General features: G+C 69.8%; 15 protein-coding genes and 1 pseudogene. 7 read left to right on the top strand and 9 right to left on the bottom strand.

The features are described from left to right. Nucleotides 1–573 (top strand): annotated as a pseudogene (locus IF54_RS0138055) (hypothetical protein); the annotation flags it as partial. 43 nt (nucleotides 574–616) lie between these two features. On the opposite strand, the gene IF54_RS0138050 reads toward IF54_RS0138055, so the two are convergent. The 4 genes from IF54_RS0138050 to IF54_RS0138035 form a co-directional block, all read right to left on the bottom strand. Beyond that, complete coding sequence (locus tag IF54_RS0138050) at nucleotides 617–1567, bottom strand: M28 family metallopeptidase (protein ID WP_030327248.1); 951 nt, start codon at nucleotides 1565–1567, stop codon at nucleotides 617–619. Nucleotides 1568–1786: 219 nt separating this feature from the next. Beyond that, nucleotides 1787–2239: a VOC family protein gene (locus IF54_RS0138045; protein WP_030327247.1), complete on the bottom strand. Its 453-nt coding sequence runs from the start codon at nucleotides 2237–2239 to the stop codon at nucleotides 1787–1789. A gap of 38 nt (nucleotides 2240–2277) precedes the next feature. Then, nucleotides 2278–3309 (bottom strand): EamA family transporter RarD, encoded by a 1032-nt coding sequence (gene rarD, locus IF54_RS0138040; RefSeq protein ID WP_030327246.1) that lies wholly within the window; start codon nucleotides 3307–3309, stop codon nucleotides 2278–2280. Between the two features lie 126 nt (nucleotides 3310–3435). Further along, entirely contained in the window at nucleotides 3436–4290 is an 855-nt protein-coding gene (locus IF54_RS0138035) for an SDR family oxidoreductase (RefSeq protein WP_030327245.1), read from the bottom strand. 92 nt (nucleotides 4291–4382) lie between these two features. Here IF54_RS0138035 and IF54_RS0138030 point away from each other — a divergent pair, with 92 nt between their 5' ends. The 3 genes from IF54_RS0138030 (at nucleotide 4383) to IF54_RS0138020 (ending at nucleotide 5844) form a co-directional block, all read left to right on the top strand. Then, a complete protein-coding gene (locus IF54_RS0138030; RefSeq protein WP_030327244.1) occupies nucleotides 4383–4790 on the top strand; it encodes a winged helix-turn-helix transcriptional regulator in 408 nt (135 codons plus the stop codon). Nucleotides 4791–5002: 212 nt separating this feature from the next. Continuing rightward, complete coding sequence (locus tag IF54_RS0138025; RefSeq protein ID WP_030327243.1) at nucleotides 5003–5497, top strand: DUF6082 family protein; 495 nt, start codon at nucleotides 5003–5005, stop codon at nucleotides 5495–5497. 158 nt (nucleotides 5498–5655) lie between these two features. After that, on the top strand, nucleotides 5656–5844 hold the full coding sequence (locus tag IF54_RS0138020; RefSeq protein ID WP_051735700.1) for a hypothetical protein: 189 nt from the start codon (nucleotides 5656–5658) through the stop codon (nucleotides 5842–5844). Nucleotides 5845–5903: 59 nt separating this feature from the next. Here the strand turns inward: IF54_RS0138020 and IF54_RS0138015 are convergent, their stop codons facing one another. The 5 genes from IF54_RS0138015 to IF54_RS0137995 form a co-directional block, all read right to left on the bottom strand. Beyond that, nucleotides 5904–6983, bottom strand: coding sequence for a 2-oxoacid:ferredoxin oxidoreductase subunit beta (locus IF54_RS0138015; protein ID WP_030327241.1), 1080 nt, complete (start codon nucleotides 6981–6983; stop codon nucleotides 5904–5906). Continuing rightward, the gene (locus tag IF54_RS0138010) at nucleotides 6976–8904 is read right to left on the bottom strand and encodes a 2-oxoacid:acceptor oxidoreductase subunit alpha (RefSeq protein ID WP_030327240.1); all 1929 of its coding nucleotides are present in this window, start codon (nucleotides 8902–8904) and stop codon (nucleotides 6976–6978) included. Before IF54_RS0138010 ends, IF54_RS0138015 begins: the two co-directional genes overlap by 8 nt. Nucleotides 8905–9142: 238 nt before the next feature. Further along, nucleotides 9143–9802: a response regulator transcription factor gene (locus IF54_RS0138005; protein WP_030327239.1), complete on the bottom strand. Its 660-nt coding sequence runs from the start codon at nucleotides 9800–9802 to the stop codon at nucleotides 9143–9145. A 201-nt stretch (nucleotides 9803–10003) separates the two neighbouring features. Continuing rightward, entirely contained in the window at nucleotides 10004–11347 is a 1344-nt protein-coding gene (locus IF54_RS0138000; protein ID WP_030327238.1) for a sensor histidine kinase, read from the bottom strand. 114 nt (nucleotides 11348–11461) lie between these two features. After that, nucleotides 11462–12685 (bottom strand): sensor histidine kinase, encoded by a 1224-nt coding sequence (locus tag IF54_RS0137995; RefSeq protein WP_030327237.1) that lies wholly within the window; start codon nucleotides 12683–12685, stop codon nucleotides 11462–11464. A gap of 211 nt (nucleotides 12686–12896) precedes the next feature. On the opposite strand from IF54_RS0137995, the gene IF54_RS0137990 reads away from it, so the two are divergent. From IF54_RS0137990 to IF54_RS0137980, 3 genes are all read left to right on the top strand, one after another. Further along, on the top strand, nucleotides 12897–13319 hold the full coding sequence (locus IF54_RS0137990; RefSeq protein ID WP_020135887.1) for an NADH-quinone oxidoreductase subunit A: 423 nt from the start codon (nucleotides 12897–12899) through the stop codon (nucleotides 13317–13319). After that, nucleotides 13310–13972 carry an NADH-quinone oxidoreductase subunit B gene (locus IF54_RS0137985; protein ID WP_030327236.1) on the top strand — a complete coding sequence of 221 codons (663 nt, stop codon included), beginning with the start codon at nucleotides 13310–13312 and terminating at the stop codon, nucleotides 13970–13972. Before IF54_RS0137990 ends, IF54_RS0137985 begins: the two co-directional genes overlap by 10 nt. Continuing rightward, nucleotides 13969–14573 (top strand): NADH-quinone oxidoreductase subunit C (locus IF54_RS0137980; protein ID WP_030327235.1); only part of this gene is annotated, 605 nt, incomplete at its 3' end. The genes IF54_RS0137985 and IF54_RS0137980, both read left to right, overlap by 4 nt.

Raw genomic sequence — 14573 nt, 5'->3', positions numbered from 1 at the left:
CCCCTCCTCACCCCCGTCCCCCTCCTCGACGACCCCGATCCCCAGCCGGCCCCCGTGCGGGGGTTCGACGCGGTGGCTGAGGCCGTGATGGGGGAGGGGCTGGTCGTCGAGGACACGGCGGTGCTCGGGGAGCCCGTTGAGCGGATCAGCGCGGCCGTGCGGGAGGGGCGGACGGACGTCGCCGCGGAGTTGGCCCAGGACGTGGTGGCCGAGGCGTCACGGACCCTCGGTGAAGAGCATCCCGATGTGCTGCGGGTGCGTGAACTCGCCGCGTACATCGCCTACTTGGGCGGCGAGCCGGAACAGGCGGCGGTGATCTCCCTCGACCTCGCCGGCATCCAGCACCGCGCCGGAGACGCTGAGTCGGCCTACGGCAACGTGCAGAGCGCGGTCACCGCGTGGAAGGCCGTACGGGATCCGTCCCGCGGCCTGGCCCTCGGCAGTGACCTGCTCGCCCTGTGGACGGAGATGGCCGCCGGGGAAGGCCCGGCGGCCGGTGAACCGGACAGGCTGGAGTCGGCCCGCTCCCGCATGCTCCGCCTCGCGGAACGCGCCCGGAACGCCGACTCCTAGGACCAGAAGCCCTGTTGTCGGTGCATTACGGGCACTACGCGCACTACTGGGAAAGCCCCCACACCGCGTACGCCACCGCGTCACTGTTGCGGTCCAGCGCCGTGTCGTCGATGTTGGCCGTCGTGTCGCACGACGAGTGGTAGCAGCGGTCGAAGGCCCGCCCCGAGGTCCCGCCCCACTTGGCCGCCTGCGCCGCCGTCTTGATGTAGTCCGCCCCGCTGAACAGCCCGCCCACCGGAACGCCCGCGTTCTTGAAGGGCGCGTGGTCGGAGCGGCCGTCGCCCTCGGTCTCGATCTCGGTCGGGACGCCGAGGCCGGCGTAGTACTCCTTGAAGGTCTTCTCGATGCCCGGGTCGTCGTCGTAGACGAAGTAACCCGGGTTCGGCGAGCCGATCATGTCGAAGTTGAGGTAGCCCTTGATCTTCGAACGGTTCGCCGTCGACAGGTTGTTGACGTAGTACTTGGACCCCACCATGCCGAGTTCCTCCGCTCCCCACCACGCGAACCGCAGGTGCTTGGTGGGGTGGAAACCCGCCCGGGACACCGCCAGCGCGGTCTCGAGGACGGCCGCGGAACCGGAGCCGTTGTCGTTGATGCCCGCGCCCGCCGTCACGCTGTCGAGGTGCGAGCCGGACATGATCACCTGGTTGGTGTCGCCGCCGGGCCAGTCGGCGATCAGGTTGTACCCGGTGCGGCTCGAGGACGTGAACTGCTGGACGGTCGTGGTGAATCCGGCGGCGTCCAGCTTGGCCTTCACGTAGTCGAGCGAGGCTCTGTAACCGGCGCGGCCGTGCGCGCGGTTGCCGCCGTTGGCGGTGGCGATGGACTGGAGCTGGGTCAGGTGCGCCTTCACGTTGGCCACCGGGATGTCCGGGGCCGCGGCCACCGCGGATGTTCCCGCGGGGGCCGCGCCGGCTATGGATCCGCCGGCCAGGAGGGAGACGGTGGCGGCGACGGCGGTGGCCGTGACGCGCCCGGGAACCGAGAGCTTCATGTGGGGGGCTCCGAATTCCATGGGAGTCCCTGAAGTCACAGGAACTCCACAGCGAATGGTGCCTGGATGGTGAAGCTGAGGTTGACTTACCGTCAAGGGCGCTATTCGGTCACGGAAGTTCGGACACCGGTTCGCCGGCGCGGAACGCGAGCGCGCTCAGGGGACGCGACCGCGCTCAGGGGACGCGACCGCGCCCAGCGAACGCGAACGCGACCGCGCTCAGTGGACGCAGAACTCGTTCCCCTCCGGGTCCTGCATGACGACCCAGGCCCCCGAGGGCCCGCTCACCTCGTTCAGCACGCTCGCCCCGAGCCCGGTCAGCCGCTCCACCTCGGCCGCCCGTCTGCCCTCACCAGGATGCAGGTCGAGATGGAGCCGGTTCTTGACGGTCTTCGGCTCCGGCACCCGCTGGAAGAGCAGCCGCCGCCCCAGCCCGGTACCGCTGTCCTTGTCGTAGGGGTCGTCCGGATGCCGTACGGCGACCAGGTCCCGGAAGGCCAGCCGGGCGTGGTACTCCACGGTGGCCTCCCGCGGCAGGGCACCGAGCTCCAGCAGCCGCTGGATCAGGGCGTCGTTGTCCTCGCTCTCGTAGTGCAGCGCGGCGGCCCAGAAGTCGGCCTGGGCATGCGGGTCCTCGGCGTCGATCACGACTTTCCAGTGCACGGGTGTCATACCGTCACTTATAGCGGCGCCCACTGACACCGCCCCCGCTACGGCCTCGCGGCGGGCGAGTCCAGAACTTCCGGACCCGAGGCCGGGACCTCCGAGCTCGAGGCCTGGACCCCCGGACCCGAAGCCGCGCTCTCCGCCTTCGGTACGGCACCGACCGTGGTCCCGGGCCTCGCGATCTCCCTCCTGACCGTCCGCGCGGTGTGCAGGGCGTCCCAGGTGAGCAGCGTCAGGGCCAGCCAGACCAGTGCGAACCCGGCCCAGCGCTCGGGCGGCATCGCCTCGTGGAAGTAGAGGACGCCGAGCAGGAACTGGAAGACCGGGGCCAGGTACTGGAGCAGCCCCAGGGTGGACAGCGGTACGCGGATCGCGGCGGCGCCGAAGCAGACCAGGGGGAGTGCGGTGACGATGCCGGTGGAGGCGAGCAGCGCCGCGTGTCCCGGGCCCTCGGCGGAGAAGCTGAGCTCGCCCCGGCTGCTCAGCCACAGCAGATAGCCGAGCGCGGGCAGGAACTGGATCGCGGTCTCCGCGGTCAGCGACTCCACGCCCCCGAGGTTCACCTTCTTCTTGACCAGGCCGTAGGTGGCGAAGGAGAAGGCGAGCGTGAGGGAGATCCACGGCGGCCGCCCGTACCCGATCGTCAGGACCAGCACCGCGGCGGCACCGACCCCGACCGCCGCCCACTGCACGCGCCGCAGCCGTTCCTTGAGCAGCAGCACGCCCATCGCGATGGTGACGAGAGGGTTGATGAAGTACCCGAGCGAGGCCTCGACGACATGGCCGGAGTTCACGGCCCAGATGTAGACGCCCCAGTTCACGGTGATCACGGCGGCGGCCACGGTGACCAGCGCCAGCCTGCGCGGCTGCCGCAGCAGCTCACCGGCCCAGGCCCAGCGCCGTACGAAGGCGAGCGCGACGGCGACGAAGACGAGCGACCACACCATCCGGTGGGCCAGGATCTCGCCGGCCCCGGCGGGCTTGAGGAGCGGCCAGAACAGGGGCACGAGCCCCCACATGCCGTACGCGGCGAAGCCGTTCAGCAGACCTATGTGCCGCTCGCCTCTCGACTTCACGGGACCCTCCTCGTCGCACTCTCCTCGCCTGCACGAAGGTAACGCCGAGCACCCCCGCCTGTCATGCCCGTATCGCCATACGGTCATGACAGGCGGGGGTGGGGTGCCGTGGGCCCCGGGAGGGGGTCAGCCCTTGAGCGCGGCCTCGATGGACGTGGCGATCGGGGTGGTCGGGCGGCCGGTCAGGCGGGAGAGGTCGCCGGAGGTGACGACCAGCTCGCCCTTCTCGATGGAGGCGTCGACCCCGGCGAGGATCGCGGCGAGCGGCCCGGGCAGCCCGACACCCGTCAGGATCCCGGTCAGGGCCTCGACGGAGACCGCGTTGTAGGCGATCTCCTTGCCGGTCTGCCGGCTCAGCTCGGCCGCGTACTCGGCGAAGCTCCAGGCCTCGTCGCCGCCGAGCTCGTACGTCGAGTTCTCGTGCCCCTCGCCGGTCAGGACGGCCACGGCGGCGGCCGCGTAGTCGGCGCGCGAGGCGGTGGAGATACGGCCGTCGCCGGCGGCCTGGACGACGGCACCGTGCTCCAGGGCGGGGGCCAGGTTCTCGGTGTAGTTCTCGTTGTACCAGCCGTTGCGCAGCAGCGAGTAGGGCAGGCCGGAGGCGAGCAGGGCCTCCTCAGTGGCCCGGTGGTCGTCGGCGAGCGCGGCGCTCAGGGGACCGGGGGCGCTGGTGTACGCGAGGAGGTCCACGCCCGCGGCCTTGGCGGCGTCGATGACGACCTGGTGCTGGGCCGGGCGGCCCTTGTCGAACTCGTTGCCGGAGATCAGCAGCACCTTGTCGCCGGCCGCGAAGACGTTGTCGAAGGTCTCGGGGCTGTTGTAGTCCGCGACGGCTATCTTCACGCCCTTCGCCGCGAAGTCGGCGGCCTTCTCCGGGGTGCGGACGACGGCGGTGACCTGCTCGGCGGGAACCTTCTCCAGCAGCTGCTCCACGACGTGACGGCCGAGGTGTCCGGTGGCTCCGGTGACGACGATGCTCATGGTCTGCGATCTCCTTGTGGGGTGCGGATGGCACTAACCCTAGGTGAGGCGCTAACTCTGCGAAAGTACCCACTTTGAAGTAAGGTACTTGCATGTCGGTAAGTACGGAGTCCCTCCTCTCGGAGGCCACGGCGGCGCAGGGCGAGGCGATGTGCCCCCACCGCCTCGTCCTGGAACACGTGACCAGCCGCTGGGGCGTCCTGGTCCTGTTGCAGCTCCTCGACCGCCCCTACCGCTTCAGCGAACTCCGCAGGGCGATCGGCCGCGTCAGCGAGAAGATGCTGACCCAGACCCTCCAGACCCTGGAACGAGACGGCCTGGTCCACCGCGACGCCAAACCGGTGATCCCCCCAAGAGTCGACTACTCCCTCACCGACCTGGGCCGTGAGGCAGCGGAACGGGTACGCGGCCTGGCGGAGTGGACGGCGAGACGGATGGACGCGGTCCAGGAGGCGCGCGAGGTGTACGACGCGCGAAAGGGCGACGCCGGCCAGGAATGACGTGCGCGGGGTTCACTTCGTGTGAAGCATCGGGCGATATGGGCGCTGCAAGCCACCGAGCGCCCTCGCCTGGCCTCCGCCGCCCGTGCCGGTCCTCGTGCATGCTGGGTCGGGGGCTGCCGTGGTCCCCGAACCTGCGTGACGGGGGGGGGGGCGCTTTGAACGGACAGAATCCGCACACGCGACGCACGGGTTCCGCGGCACGGAAACGCGTGGGCCGGATACGCACCCCACGCCCTCGCCCCGATTTGGACCGGCGCCGAGGGGACGTTCTGCTGGCCGAGCAGTTGGATCGGGTGGCGGTGGAGATGCGCCGGGCGAACCTGATCCAGCTGCACCGGATCTTCGTGAGTCAACTGGACCGGGCCATCGACGATCCTTCTCTGGCCGTGGTCATCAGCAGCCTGGAGGACTTGTCCAGGGAAAGGCGGCGGCAGCTGCTCTTTGCCAACCGGGAGTACGGTGCGCTTCTGCTCGGATACCGCATCGGAGCCCTGGATCGCACGGAACTTCTGGGCTCACTGCGGGTGTTGAGCAAGAGTCCGGTCTTCGCCGAGTACTGGAAGCGGACCAGCGACGCACGGAGCAGCCTGGCGGCGGACTCCTGGGAAGCAAAAGTCGGCAGGGCTGTGGACGTCGTCATGGAAGAGCGCGAGGACGACCTGGAGGAGTGGTGGGTCATGGGCAGGAAGGAAGAGGAGAACTGACCACGCGTGCATAACCGCGTACGTGCTCTCCCGCCCCGTTTTATGGTGGCTGGCCGACACCACGCTCGGCCATTGACGGAGGGGTTCACGTGCGCAACAACCTCCCTGCTGTCCGCATCGTCCGCCGACTCGGAGACGCGCCTGACCAGAGGGGCAGCATGTCTGGTGACACCTGTCCCGACATTTTTGAACTCAGCGACGGGAATTTCGCCGTGATCGGCACCGACCGCACGCTCGAACTCGATGTCGGCCTTCCGCCGGACGCGAGCCGTGCCGACTACGAACGCATCGTCGTCATCACCCGCGAGACCCTCATCCGCGCCAAGAAGGACATCCCCGACAGGTGAACGCCGAAGGGCCCGGACGCCTAGTCGCATCCGGGCCCTTTCCGTGCAGGTACGGCGGGTCAGCCCACCACCGTCCAGGTGTCGCCGCCCGCCAGCAGCGCCCCCAGGTCCCCCTTGCCGTTCTGCTCGATCGCCGTGTCCAGTTGGTCCGAGAGCTGGGTGTCGTACACCGGGCGGTCCACCGCGCGGAAGACGCCGATCGGGGTGTGGTGGAGGGTGTCCGGGTCGGCCAGGCGGGAGAGGGCGAAGGCGGTCGTCGGGGACGCGGAGTGCGCGTCGTGGACCAGGATCTGCGCCTCGTTCGCCGGCGTCACCGGCACCACCTTCAGGTCGCCGGTCGCCGCGTCCCGGACCACGCCCTTGGACAGGTCCGCGCCGAAGCGGATCGGCTGCCCGTGCTCCAGGCGGATCACCGCCTCCTCGGCCTGCCGGTTGTCCTTGAGGACCTCGAAGGCGCCGTCGTTGAAGATGTTGCAGTTCTGGTAGATCTCGATCAGGGCCGTGCCGGAGTGGGCGGCGGCCGCCCGCAGCACCGACGTGAGGTGCTTGCGGTCCGAGTCCACCGTCCGCGCCACGAAGGACGCCTCCGCGCCGATGGCCAGCGACACCGGGTTGAACGGTGCGTCCAGCGACCCCATCGGCGTCGACTTCGTGATCTTCCCGACCTCGGAGGTGGGGGAGTACTGCCCCTTCGTCAGGCCGTAGATCCGGTTGTTGAAGAGGAGGATCTTCAGGTTCACGTTCCGGCGCAGGGCGTGGATCAGGTGGTTGCCGCCGATGGACAGCGCGTCGCCGTCACCCGTCACCACCCACACCGACAGATCCCGGCGCGAGGCGGCGAGGCCCGTCGCGATCGCCGGCGCCCGACCGTGGATCGAGTGCATGCCGTACGTGTTCATGTAGTACGGGAACCGCGACGAGCAGCCGATGCCCGAGACGAAGACGATGTTCTCCTTGGCCAGCCCCAGCTCCGGCATGAAGCCCTGGACCGCCGCGAGAATCGCGTAGTCACCGCAGCCGGGGCACCAGCGGACCTCCTGGTCGCTCTTGAAGTCCTTCATGCTCTGGCGCCCCTCGGCCTTGGGGACCAGCGAGAGTGCCTCGATCGTGCCCGTGCCTTCCGTGGACGTCTCAGCCATCGATGGCCTCCTTGAGAGCCGTGGCGAGCTGTTCGGCCTTGAACGGCATGCCGTTGACCTGGTTGTAGCTGTGCGCGTCGACCAGGTACTTCGCCCGCACCAGCAGGGCGAGCTGCCCGAGGTTCATCTCGGGGATCACGACCTTGTCGTACGCCTTCAGCACCGCGCCCAGGTTGCGCGGGAAGGGGTTGATGTGGCGCAGATGGGCCTGCGCGATCGACTCACCGGCCGTCCGCAGCCGCCGTACCGCCGCCGTGATGGGCCCGTACGTCGATCCCCAGCCCAGCACCAGCGTGCGCGCCTCGTGCGGGTCGTCGACCTCGATGTCCGGTACGCCGATCCCGTCGATCTTGGCCTGCCGGGTGCGGACCATGAAGTCGTGGTTGGCCGGGGCGTAGGAGATGTTGCCGGTCCCGTCCTCCTTCTCGATGCCGCCGATGCGGTGTTCGAGACCGGGGGTGCCGGGTACCGCCCAGGGGCGGGCCAGGGTCTGCGGGTCCCGTTTGTAGGGCCAGAAGACCTCGGTGCCGTCGTCCAGGGTGTGGTTCGGGCCCTGCGCGAACTGCACGGTCAGGTCCGGGAGCTCGTCCAGCTCCGGGATCCGCCAGGGCTCGGAGCCGTTGGCCAGGTAGCCGTCCGAGAGCAGCAGCACCGGCGTGCGGTACGTCAGCGCGATCCGGGCCGCCTCCAGCGCCGCGTCGAAGCAGTCGGCCGGGGTGCAGGGGGCGACGATCGGCACCGGCGCCTCGCCGTTGCGCCCGAACATCGCCTGGAGGAGGTCCGCCTGCTCGGTCTTGGTCGGCAGCCCGGTCGACGGACCGCCGCGCTGGATGTCGATCACCAGGAGCGGCAGCTCCAGGGAGACGGCGAGGCCGATGGTCTCCGACTTCAGCGCCACACCGGGGCCGCTCGTGGTGGTGACGGCCAGCGACCCGCCGAAGGCCGCGCCCAGCGCCGCGCCGATGCCCGCGATCTCGTCCTCGGCCTGGAAGGTCCGGACGCCGAAGTTCTTGTGCTTGCTCAGCTCGTGCAGGATGTCCGAGGCCGGAGTGATCGGGTATGAGCCAAGGAACAACGGCAGGTCCGCCTGGCGGGACGCGGCGACCAGCCCGTAGGACAGCGCGAGGTTCCCGGAGATGTTGCGGTAGGTGCCGACCGGGAAGGCCTTGGTGGCCGGCGCGATCTCGTAGGAGACCGCGAAGTCCTCGGTGGTCTCACCGAAGTTCCAGCCCGCCCGGTAGGCCGCCAGGTTCGCCTCGGCGATCTCCGGCTTCTTCGCGAACTTGGTCCGCAGGAACTTCTCCGTGCCCTCGGTGGGCCGGTGGTACATCCACGACAAGAGGCCGAGCGCGAACATGTTCTTGCTGCGCTCGGCCTCCTTGCGACTGAGGTCGAAATCCTTGAGTGCCTCGACGGTCAGCGTGGTCAGGGGGACCGGGTGAAGGCTGTAACCGTCGAGCGATCCATCCTCCAGCGGCGAGGCCGCGTACCCCACCTTCTGCATCGCCCGTTTGGTGAACTCGTCCGTGTTGACGATGATCTCCGCACCGCGCGGCAGGTCTGCGATGTTCGCCTTGAGGGCGGCCGGGTTCATGGCCACGAGCACGTTCGGCGCGTCACCCGGGGTGAGGATGTCGTGGTCGGCGAAGTGCAGCTGGAAGGACGACACACCCGGCAGGGTCCCGGCGGGGGCCCGGATCTCGGCCGGGAAGTTGGGAAGGGTGGACAGGTCGTTGCCGAAGGACGCCGTCTCCGAGGTGAAACGGTCACCGGTGAGCTGCATACCGTCACCGGAGTCCCCCGCGAAACGAATGATCACCCGGTCGAGACGGCGGACATCCTTCGCGCCCGGCTCTTTGCGCTGCTCTCCCGCGACGGTTCCGTCGGCCTGCTCCGCTGGGCTGCTGACCTGACTGGTCACTGAACTGGACCTCCCTCGAGGCGGCTGTTCGGGAGCGGCCTTCCCGCAGGCCTCTCCCAGGATCAACCCTACGACCGCGGGGTTCTCTTCCCTCGGCCATTCGCATGATGGACGCGGTTTTGAGACGATACGGCGCCCTGACTTGTCACCATTTGGACGACCTCCGACGCTTGTCTGAAGACGCTCCCTCACGTCCTGCGGTTCTGGGCCCGCCATTTGCTGACACGGTGTCAGAAACTCATGAGTTCAGATAGGTGAGCACGGCCAGCACCCGCCGGTGGTCCCCGTCGCTCGGGGACAGCCCGAGCTTCAGGAAGATGTTGCTCACGTGCTTCTCCACGGCCCCGTCGCTGACGACCAGCTGGCGGGCGATCGCGGAGTTGGTCCGCCCCTCGGCCATGAGCCCGAGGACCTCCCGCTCCCGGGGCGTGAGGCCCGCGAGCACGTCCTGCTTACGGCTGCGTCCCAGCAGCTGGGCGACCACCTCGGGGTCGAGAGCGGTACCGCCCTCGGCGACCCGCACCACCGCGTCCACGAACTCACGCACCTCCGCGACCCGGTCCTTGAGCAGGTACCCCACCCCACGGCTGGACCCGGCCAGCAGCTCGGTGGCGTACCGCTCCTCCACGTACTGCGACAGTACGAGTACCCCGAGCCCGGGATGTGTCTTGCGCAGTTGCACGGCGGCTCGCACGCCTTCGTCGGTGTGCGTCGGAGGCATCCGTACGTCGGCGACCACCACGTCGGGCAGTTCGCCCTGGGCGTCCAGCTCGCCGATGGTCTTGACCAGCGCGTCCCCGTCGCCCACACCGGCCACGACGTCGTGCCCGCGGTCGGTCAGCAACCGGGTCAGGCCCTCCCTCAGCAGCACCGAATCCTCGGCGATGACCACCCGCACCCTGTCCTCCACGACCCTCGGCCCCCCAGCCCACTGCCTGCCCGTCCACTGAACAGGTCCAGCATTCCAGCATTCGGATGCGGAGGGGCGAGGGCAACGGGATTAGGGGCCCCTAATTCGAACGGACCGCACATCCCGAACGCCGGCCCGGGCCTTTCAGCCCGTCCGGCGTTCGAGGACACCCCCGTCACAGACAACCCGTCACACGCGATCACCCCGCCAGGGCAGCTCCGCGGTCACCCGGGTGGGCCCCCCGACCGGCGAGTCCACCACCAGGATCCCGTCCACCGCGTCCAGCCGCTCGGCCAGCCCGGCGAGCCCGGACCCCGCGGACACATCGGCGCCGCCCACCCCGTTGTCCACCACCTGGAGCAGCAGCCGGTCCTCCACCCGCCACACGTCCACCGCCGCCCCCGTGGCCCGCGCGTGCTTGCTGACGTTCTGCAACAGCTCCGACACCGTGAAGTACGCGATCCCCTCGATCGCCGGCGCGGGTCGCGCCGGCAGATCCACCTCCACCTGCACCGGAACCGTGCATCGCGAGGCCACCGAGGACAGCGCCGCATCCAGTCCCCGGTCCGTCAGTACGGCGGGATGAATCCCCCGCGCCAGATCCCGCAGCTCCTGAAGCGCCGTCTTCACCTCACCGTGCGCCTCGTCCACCATCCGCGCCGCCGCCTGCGGATCCTCCGTGAGCTTCTCCTTCGCCAGACCCAGATCCATCGCCAGTGCCACCAGACGGGCCTGCGCCCCGTCGTGCAGATCGCGCTCGATCCGGCGCAGATCGGCGGCCGCCGTGTCCACCACGACCCCCCGGTCCGACTCCAGCTCCACCACCCGCGCCGACAGCCGGGTCGGCCCCAGCAGCCCGTGCACCATCACCCGGTCCACCGTCGTCAGCGCCCGCACGATCCACGGCGTGGCCAGCGTGAACAACAGTCCCACCAGCGCGGTCACCCCGATCTCGAACGGGTTGTCCAGGTAGATGTGGTGGCTCTGGTCGCCGTACAGCTGGAGCCCGTCCTGACCGGCGTACGCCGGGAAGACCCAGAACCACAGCGGATACGTCAGCAGCGCCCAGCCGTACACCCAGAAGTTCACCGCCACGACGAACGAGAACAGCGCCCACGGCAGGTGCAGCACGGAGTACAGCAGCGTCCGCCAGGACGTCCCGCTCTTGAGCACCGCCCCGATCCACGCCATGAACCCGGAGCCCCGCGTCCGGAGCGGCTCCGGGTCCGCGACCTCCAGGCCGAGCAGTCCCCGCGCCCGCGCCCGCTCCAGGGCCCCGAGCCCACGGCACCCGGCGAGCCCCGCCGCGAAGACCGGGATGCCGAGGAAGGTCACGAGCAGTCCGGCGCCCAGCGAGACCATCGTGACGGCGTACGTGAACATCAGGATGCTGATCGGCAGGCTCAGCAGCACATAGCCGAACTCCCGCCAGGTCCGCCCCTCGAACGGCGCCCGCAGCCCCGCCGGCAGCCGGTGCCGCCGAACCGTCTCGGGGAATCCGAGCCCACTGTCGTACCCGTAGTCCGTGGCCATCGACGTCGTCCTTCTTCTCTCGCCTGAGCATGTGGTGTCGTCCTGGTTCCACCCTGCTGCGTCGCAGGTCGACGGACCATGGAGACCGTCGGCGTCTTGGAAGGGGGGTTTTCCCTACCTCTCGCCCGGCGCCCGGTCGCGCCACGGCAGCTCCGCCGTGACGACCGTCGGACCGCCCGGCGGCGAGTCGATGACGAACAGTCCGTCGACCGCGTCCAGCCGCTCCGCGAGCCCGCGCATACCGGTGCCGCCGTCGAGCCGGGCCCCGCCGCGGCCGTCGTCCCACACCTGGATGAGCAGCCGGTTCTCCGCCCGCCACACGTCAACCGACGCCGACCGCGCCCCGCTGTGCTTGCTGATGTTCTGGAGCAGCTCCGAGACGGTGAAGTAGGCGATCCCCTCGATCGCCTGGACGGGCCGCGCGTCGAGGTCGGCGGTCACCTTCACCGGCACCGTGCAGCGCGAGGCGACCGAGGAGAGGGCGGCGTCGAGCCCGCGGTCGGTCAGTACGGCGGGATGGATGCCCCGCGCCAGATCCCGCAGCTCCTGGAGCGCCAGCTTCACCTCGCCGTGCGCCTCCGCGACCATCGCCTGCGCGTACTCCGGGTCCTCCAGGAGCTTCTCCTTCGCGAGACCGAGCCCCATCGCCAGGTTCACCAGCCGGGCCTGCGCACCGTCGTGCAGGTCGCGCTCGATCCGCCGCAGATCGGCGGCGGCGGTGTCCACGACGACCCCCCGGTCCGACTCCAGTTCGGCGATACGGCGTTCCAGCTCGTCGGACGGCGACAGCAGACCGCGCACCATCGCCCGGTCCACGTTGGCCAGGCCCCGCGCGATGAACGGCAGCACCGGCCACAGCACGAACAACGAGGTCAGCGTGATCGTGAAGGTCAGCACGCCCCACGGCAGCCGGATGAAGTCGTACAGCACCGTCCGCCAGCCCACGGGGTCCTTCACCCCGAGCCACAGCTGGGCGAAGAAGCCATTGCCGCCGTTCCTGGTGCGCCACGGCAGCCGGCTCGGCTCGTCCACCCGCACGCCCAGCAGCGCCCGGGCCCGTGCCCGCTCCAGCTTCCCGAGCTGGCGCGCGCCCAGCAGACCGGCCGCCAGCAGCGGGAATCCGATCACCGTCACGGTCAGCCAGAAACCGGTGAACAGCACCGTGACGACGTAGACGAATCCGAAGACCGACACGGGCAGGTTGGCCAGGAGGTGCGCGATCTCCTTCCACGTGTGCACGTCGTAGGCGAAGCGGGCCGGCGGCGGTCGGCCGTCATCGGTTCCGCCGTATCCGCCGGTGGTCACGGCGCGGCTCGGGGACGATTGGCGTTCGGTCATATGGGCTAGCGTGCCGGGCGAGAGGCGCGTGCGCCATGAGGTGGACCGCCGCGAGGTGCTGGGGAAAACCCCACCCCGTCCCCTTACAGGGGTGACGGGCTGCTTACCGCTCCTTTACGAGGGCCTAGACTCCCGTGCGTACAGATCGTCGAACAGCGGTGTTCAGCAGCTCACGCTGTGTTCAGCGGCTCACAGGGAGCGAGGGGCGGACGTGCCGGAACCGACCGTCGTCGGTGCAAGCACCGTCGATCCGACTGTCGTCGCGGCGGACTACTTCCAGTCGTACTCGGTCGTGGGACTGCTCGCCGTCGTCGGCGTGCTGTTCGTCGCGGTCGCCTTCGGCGCCGGACGCCTGCTGCGACCCGTGGTCCCCACCCCCGAGAAACTCCTGACGTACGAGTGCGGAGTCGACCCCGTCGGCGAGGGCTGGGCCCACACCCAGGTCCGCTACTACGTCTACGCCTTCCTCTACGTCATCTTCGCCGTCGACTCGATCTTCCTGTTCCCGTGGGCGACGGTCTTCGCGGCCCCCGGCTACGGCGCGGCCACCCTCGTAGAGATGTTTGTCTTCCTGGGCTTCCTCGCGGTGGGCCTGCTGTACGCGTACAAGAAGGGAGTCCTGGCATGGACGTGACCCCCTCGGAACCCGTTCTGCTCCCGGAACCGAAACGGCTCGGCGCGCTGGCCCGTCTCGCCCCCGAGCCGATGAAGGTCGTCCTCAACTGGGGCCGCCGGTACTCCCTCTGGGTCTTCAACTTCGGCCTCGCCTGCTGCGCGATCGAGTTCATCGCCGCGTCGATGGCCCGCCACGACTTCATCCGCCTCGGTGTCATCCCCTTCGCCCCGGGTCCCCGCCAGGCCGACCTGATGGTCGTCTCCGGCACGGTCACGGACAAGATGGCGCCGGCGGTGAAGCGCCTGTACGAGCAGATGCCCGAGCCCAAGTACGTCATCTCCTTCGGCGCGTGCAGCAACTGCGGCGGCCCGTACTGGGACTCCTACTCGGTGACGAAGGGCGTCGACCAGATCATCCCGGTGGACGTCTACGTCCCCGGCTGCCCGCCACGCCCGGAGGCCCTCCTCCAGGGCATCCTGAAACTCCAGGAGAAGATCGCCAGGGAGTCGCTGGGGGAGCGGTACGGGGTGACGTCCGGAACGTCCGGGGGGCGCGCGTCGGTGGCGGCGCTCCAGAGCGGGTTGGTGCAGGGACCGGACCCGGCGACCGGCCCTGTTTCCGGCACTGGTTCTGCTTCTGGTCCTGGCTCTGTCGAGGGGGGTGCGCGGTGACGGCCGTCGGTTGGCTGCCCGCCCCCGCAGAGGACCTGTTCGGCCCGGAGGCCACCGCGGAGGAGTCGTACGAGATCCTCACGGTGGACGTCCCGCCGGCTGCCTGGCTCACGGCCCTGCGCGTGGCCCGCGACGAGCTGGGCTGCACCTACTTCGACTGGCTGAGCGCGGTCGACGAACCCGGCACCGGCTTCCGCGTGGCGGCCCACGTGGCGGCCCTCGCCCCGGTACGGCGCCTGCTGCTCCGCACGACTGTCCCCCACGAGACCCCGGTCCTCCCCACCGCCGTCGACATCTACGCGGGCGCCGCCTGGCACGAACGCGAGACCCACGAGATGTTCGGCGTCACCTTCGAGGGCCACCCCTCCCTCGCCCACCTGCTGCTCCCGGAGACCTTCGAGGGCCACCCCCTCCGCAAGGACTTCGTCCTGGCCGCCCGGGTCGCCAAGGCCTGGCCCGGTGCGAAGGAACCGGGCGAGTCCGAGCACGGCGGCCCCAAGCGCCGCCAGATGCTCCCCCCAGGAGTCCCGGACCCCAACGACTGGGGCCCCCAGAAGGGCCAACTCCCCCCCACCCCAACCCGCCCGACCCGCACCCCCCG

Source organism: Streptomyces sp. NRRL B-3229 (assembly GCF_000719505.1).
Classification (GTDB): Bacteria; Actinomycetota; Actinomycetes; order Streptomycetales; family Streptomycetaceae; genus Streptomyces; species Streptomyces griseorubiginosus.
The sequence above is the reverse complement of the archived record's forward strand: the minus strand, read 5'-3'. Positions and strand labels throughout refer to the sequence as shown.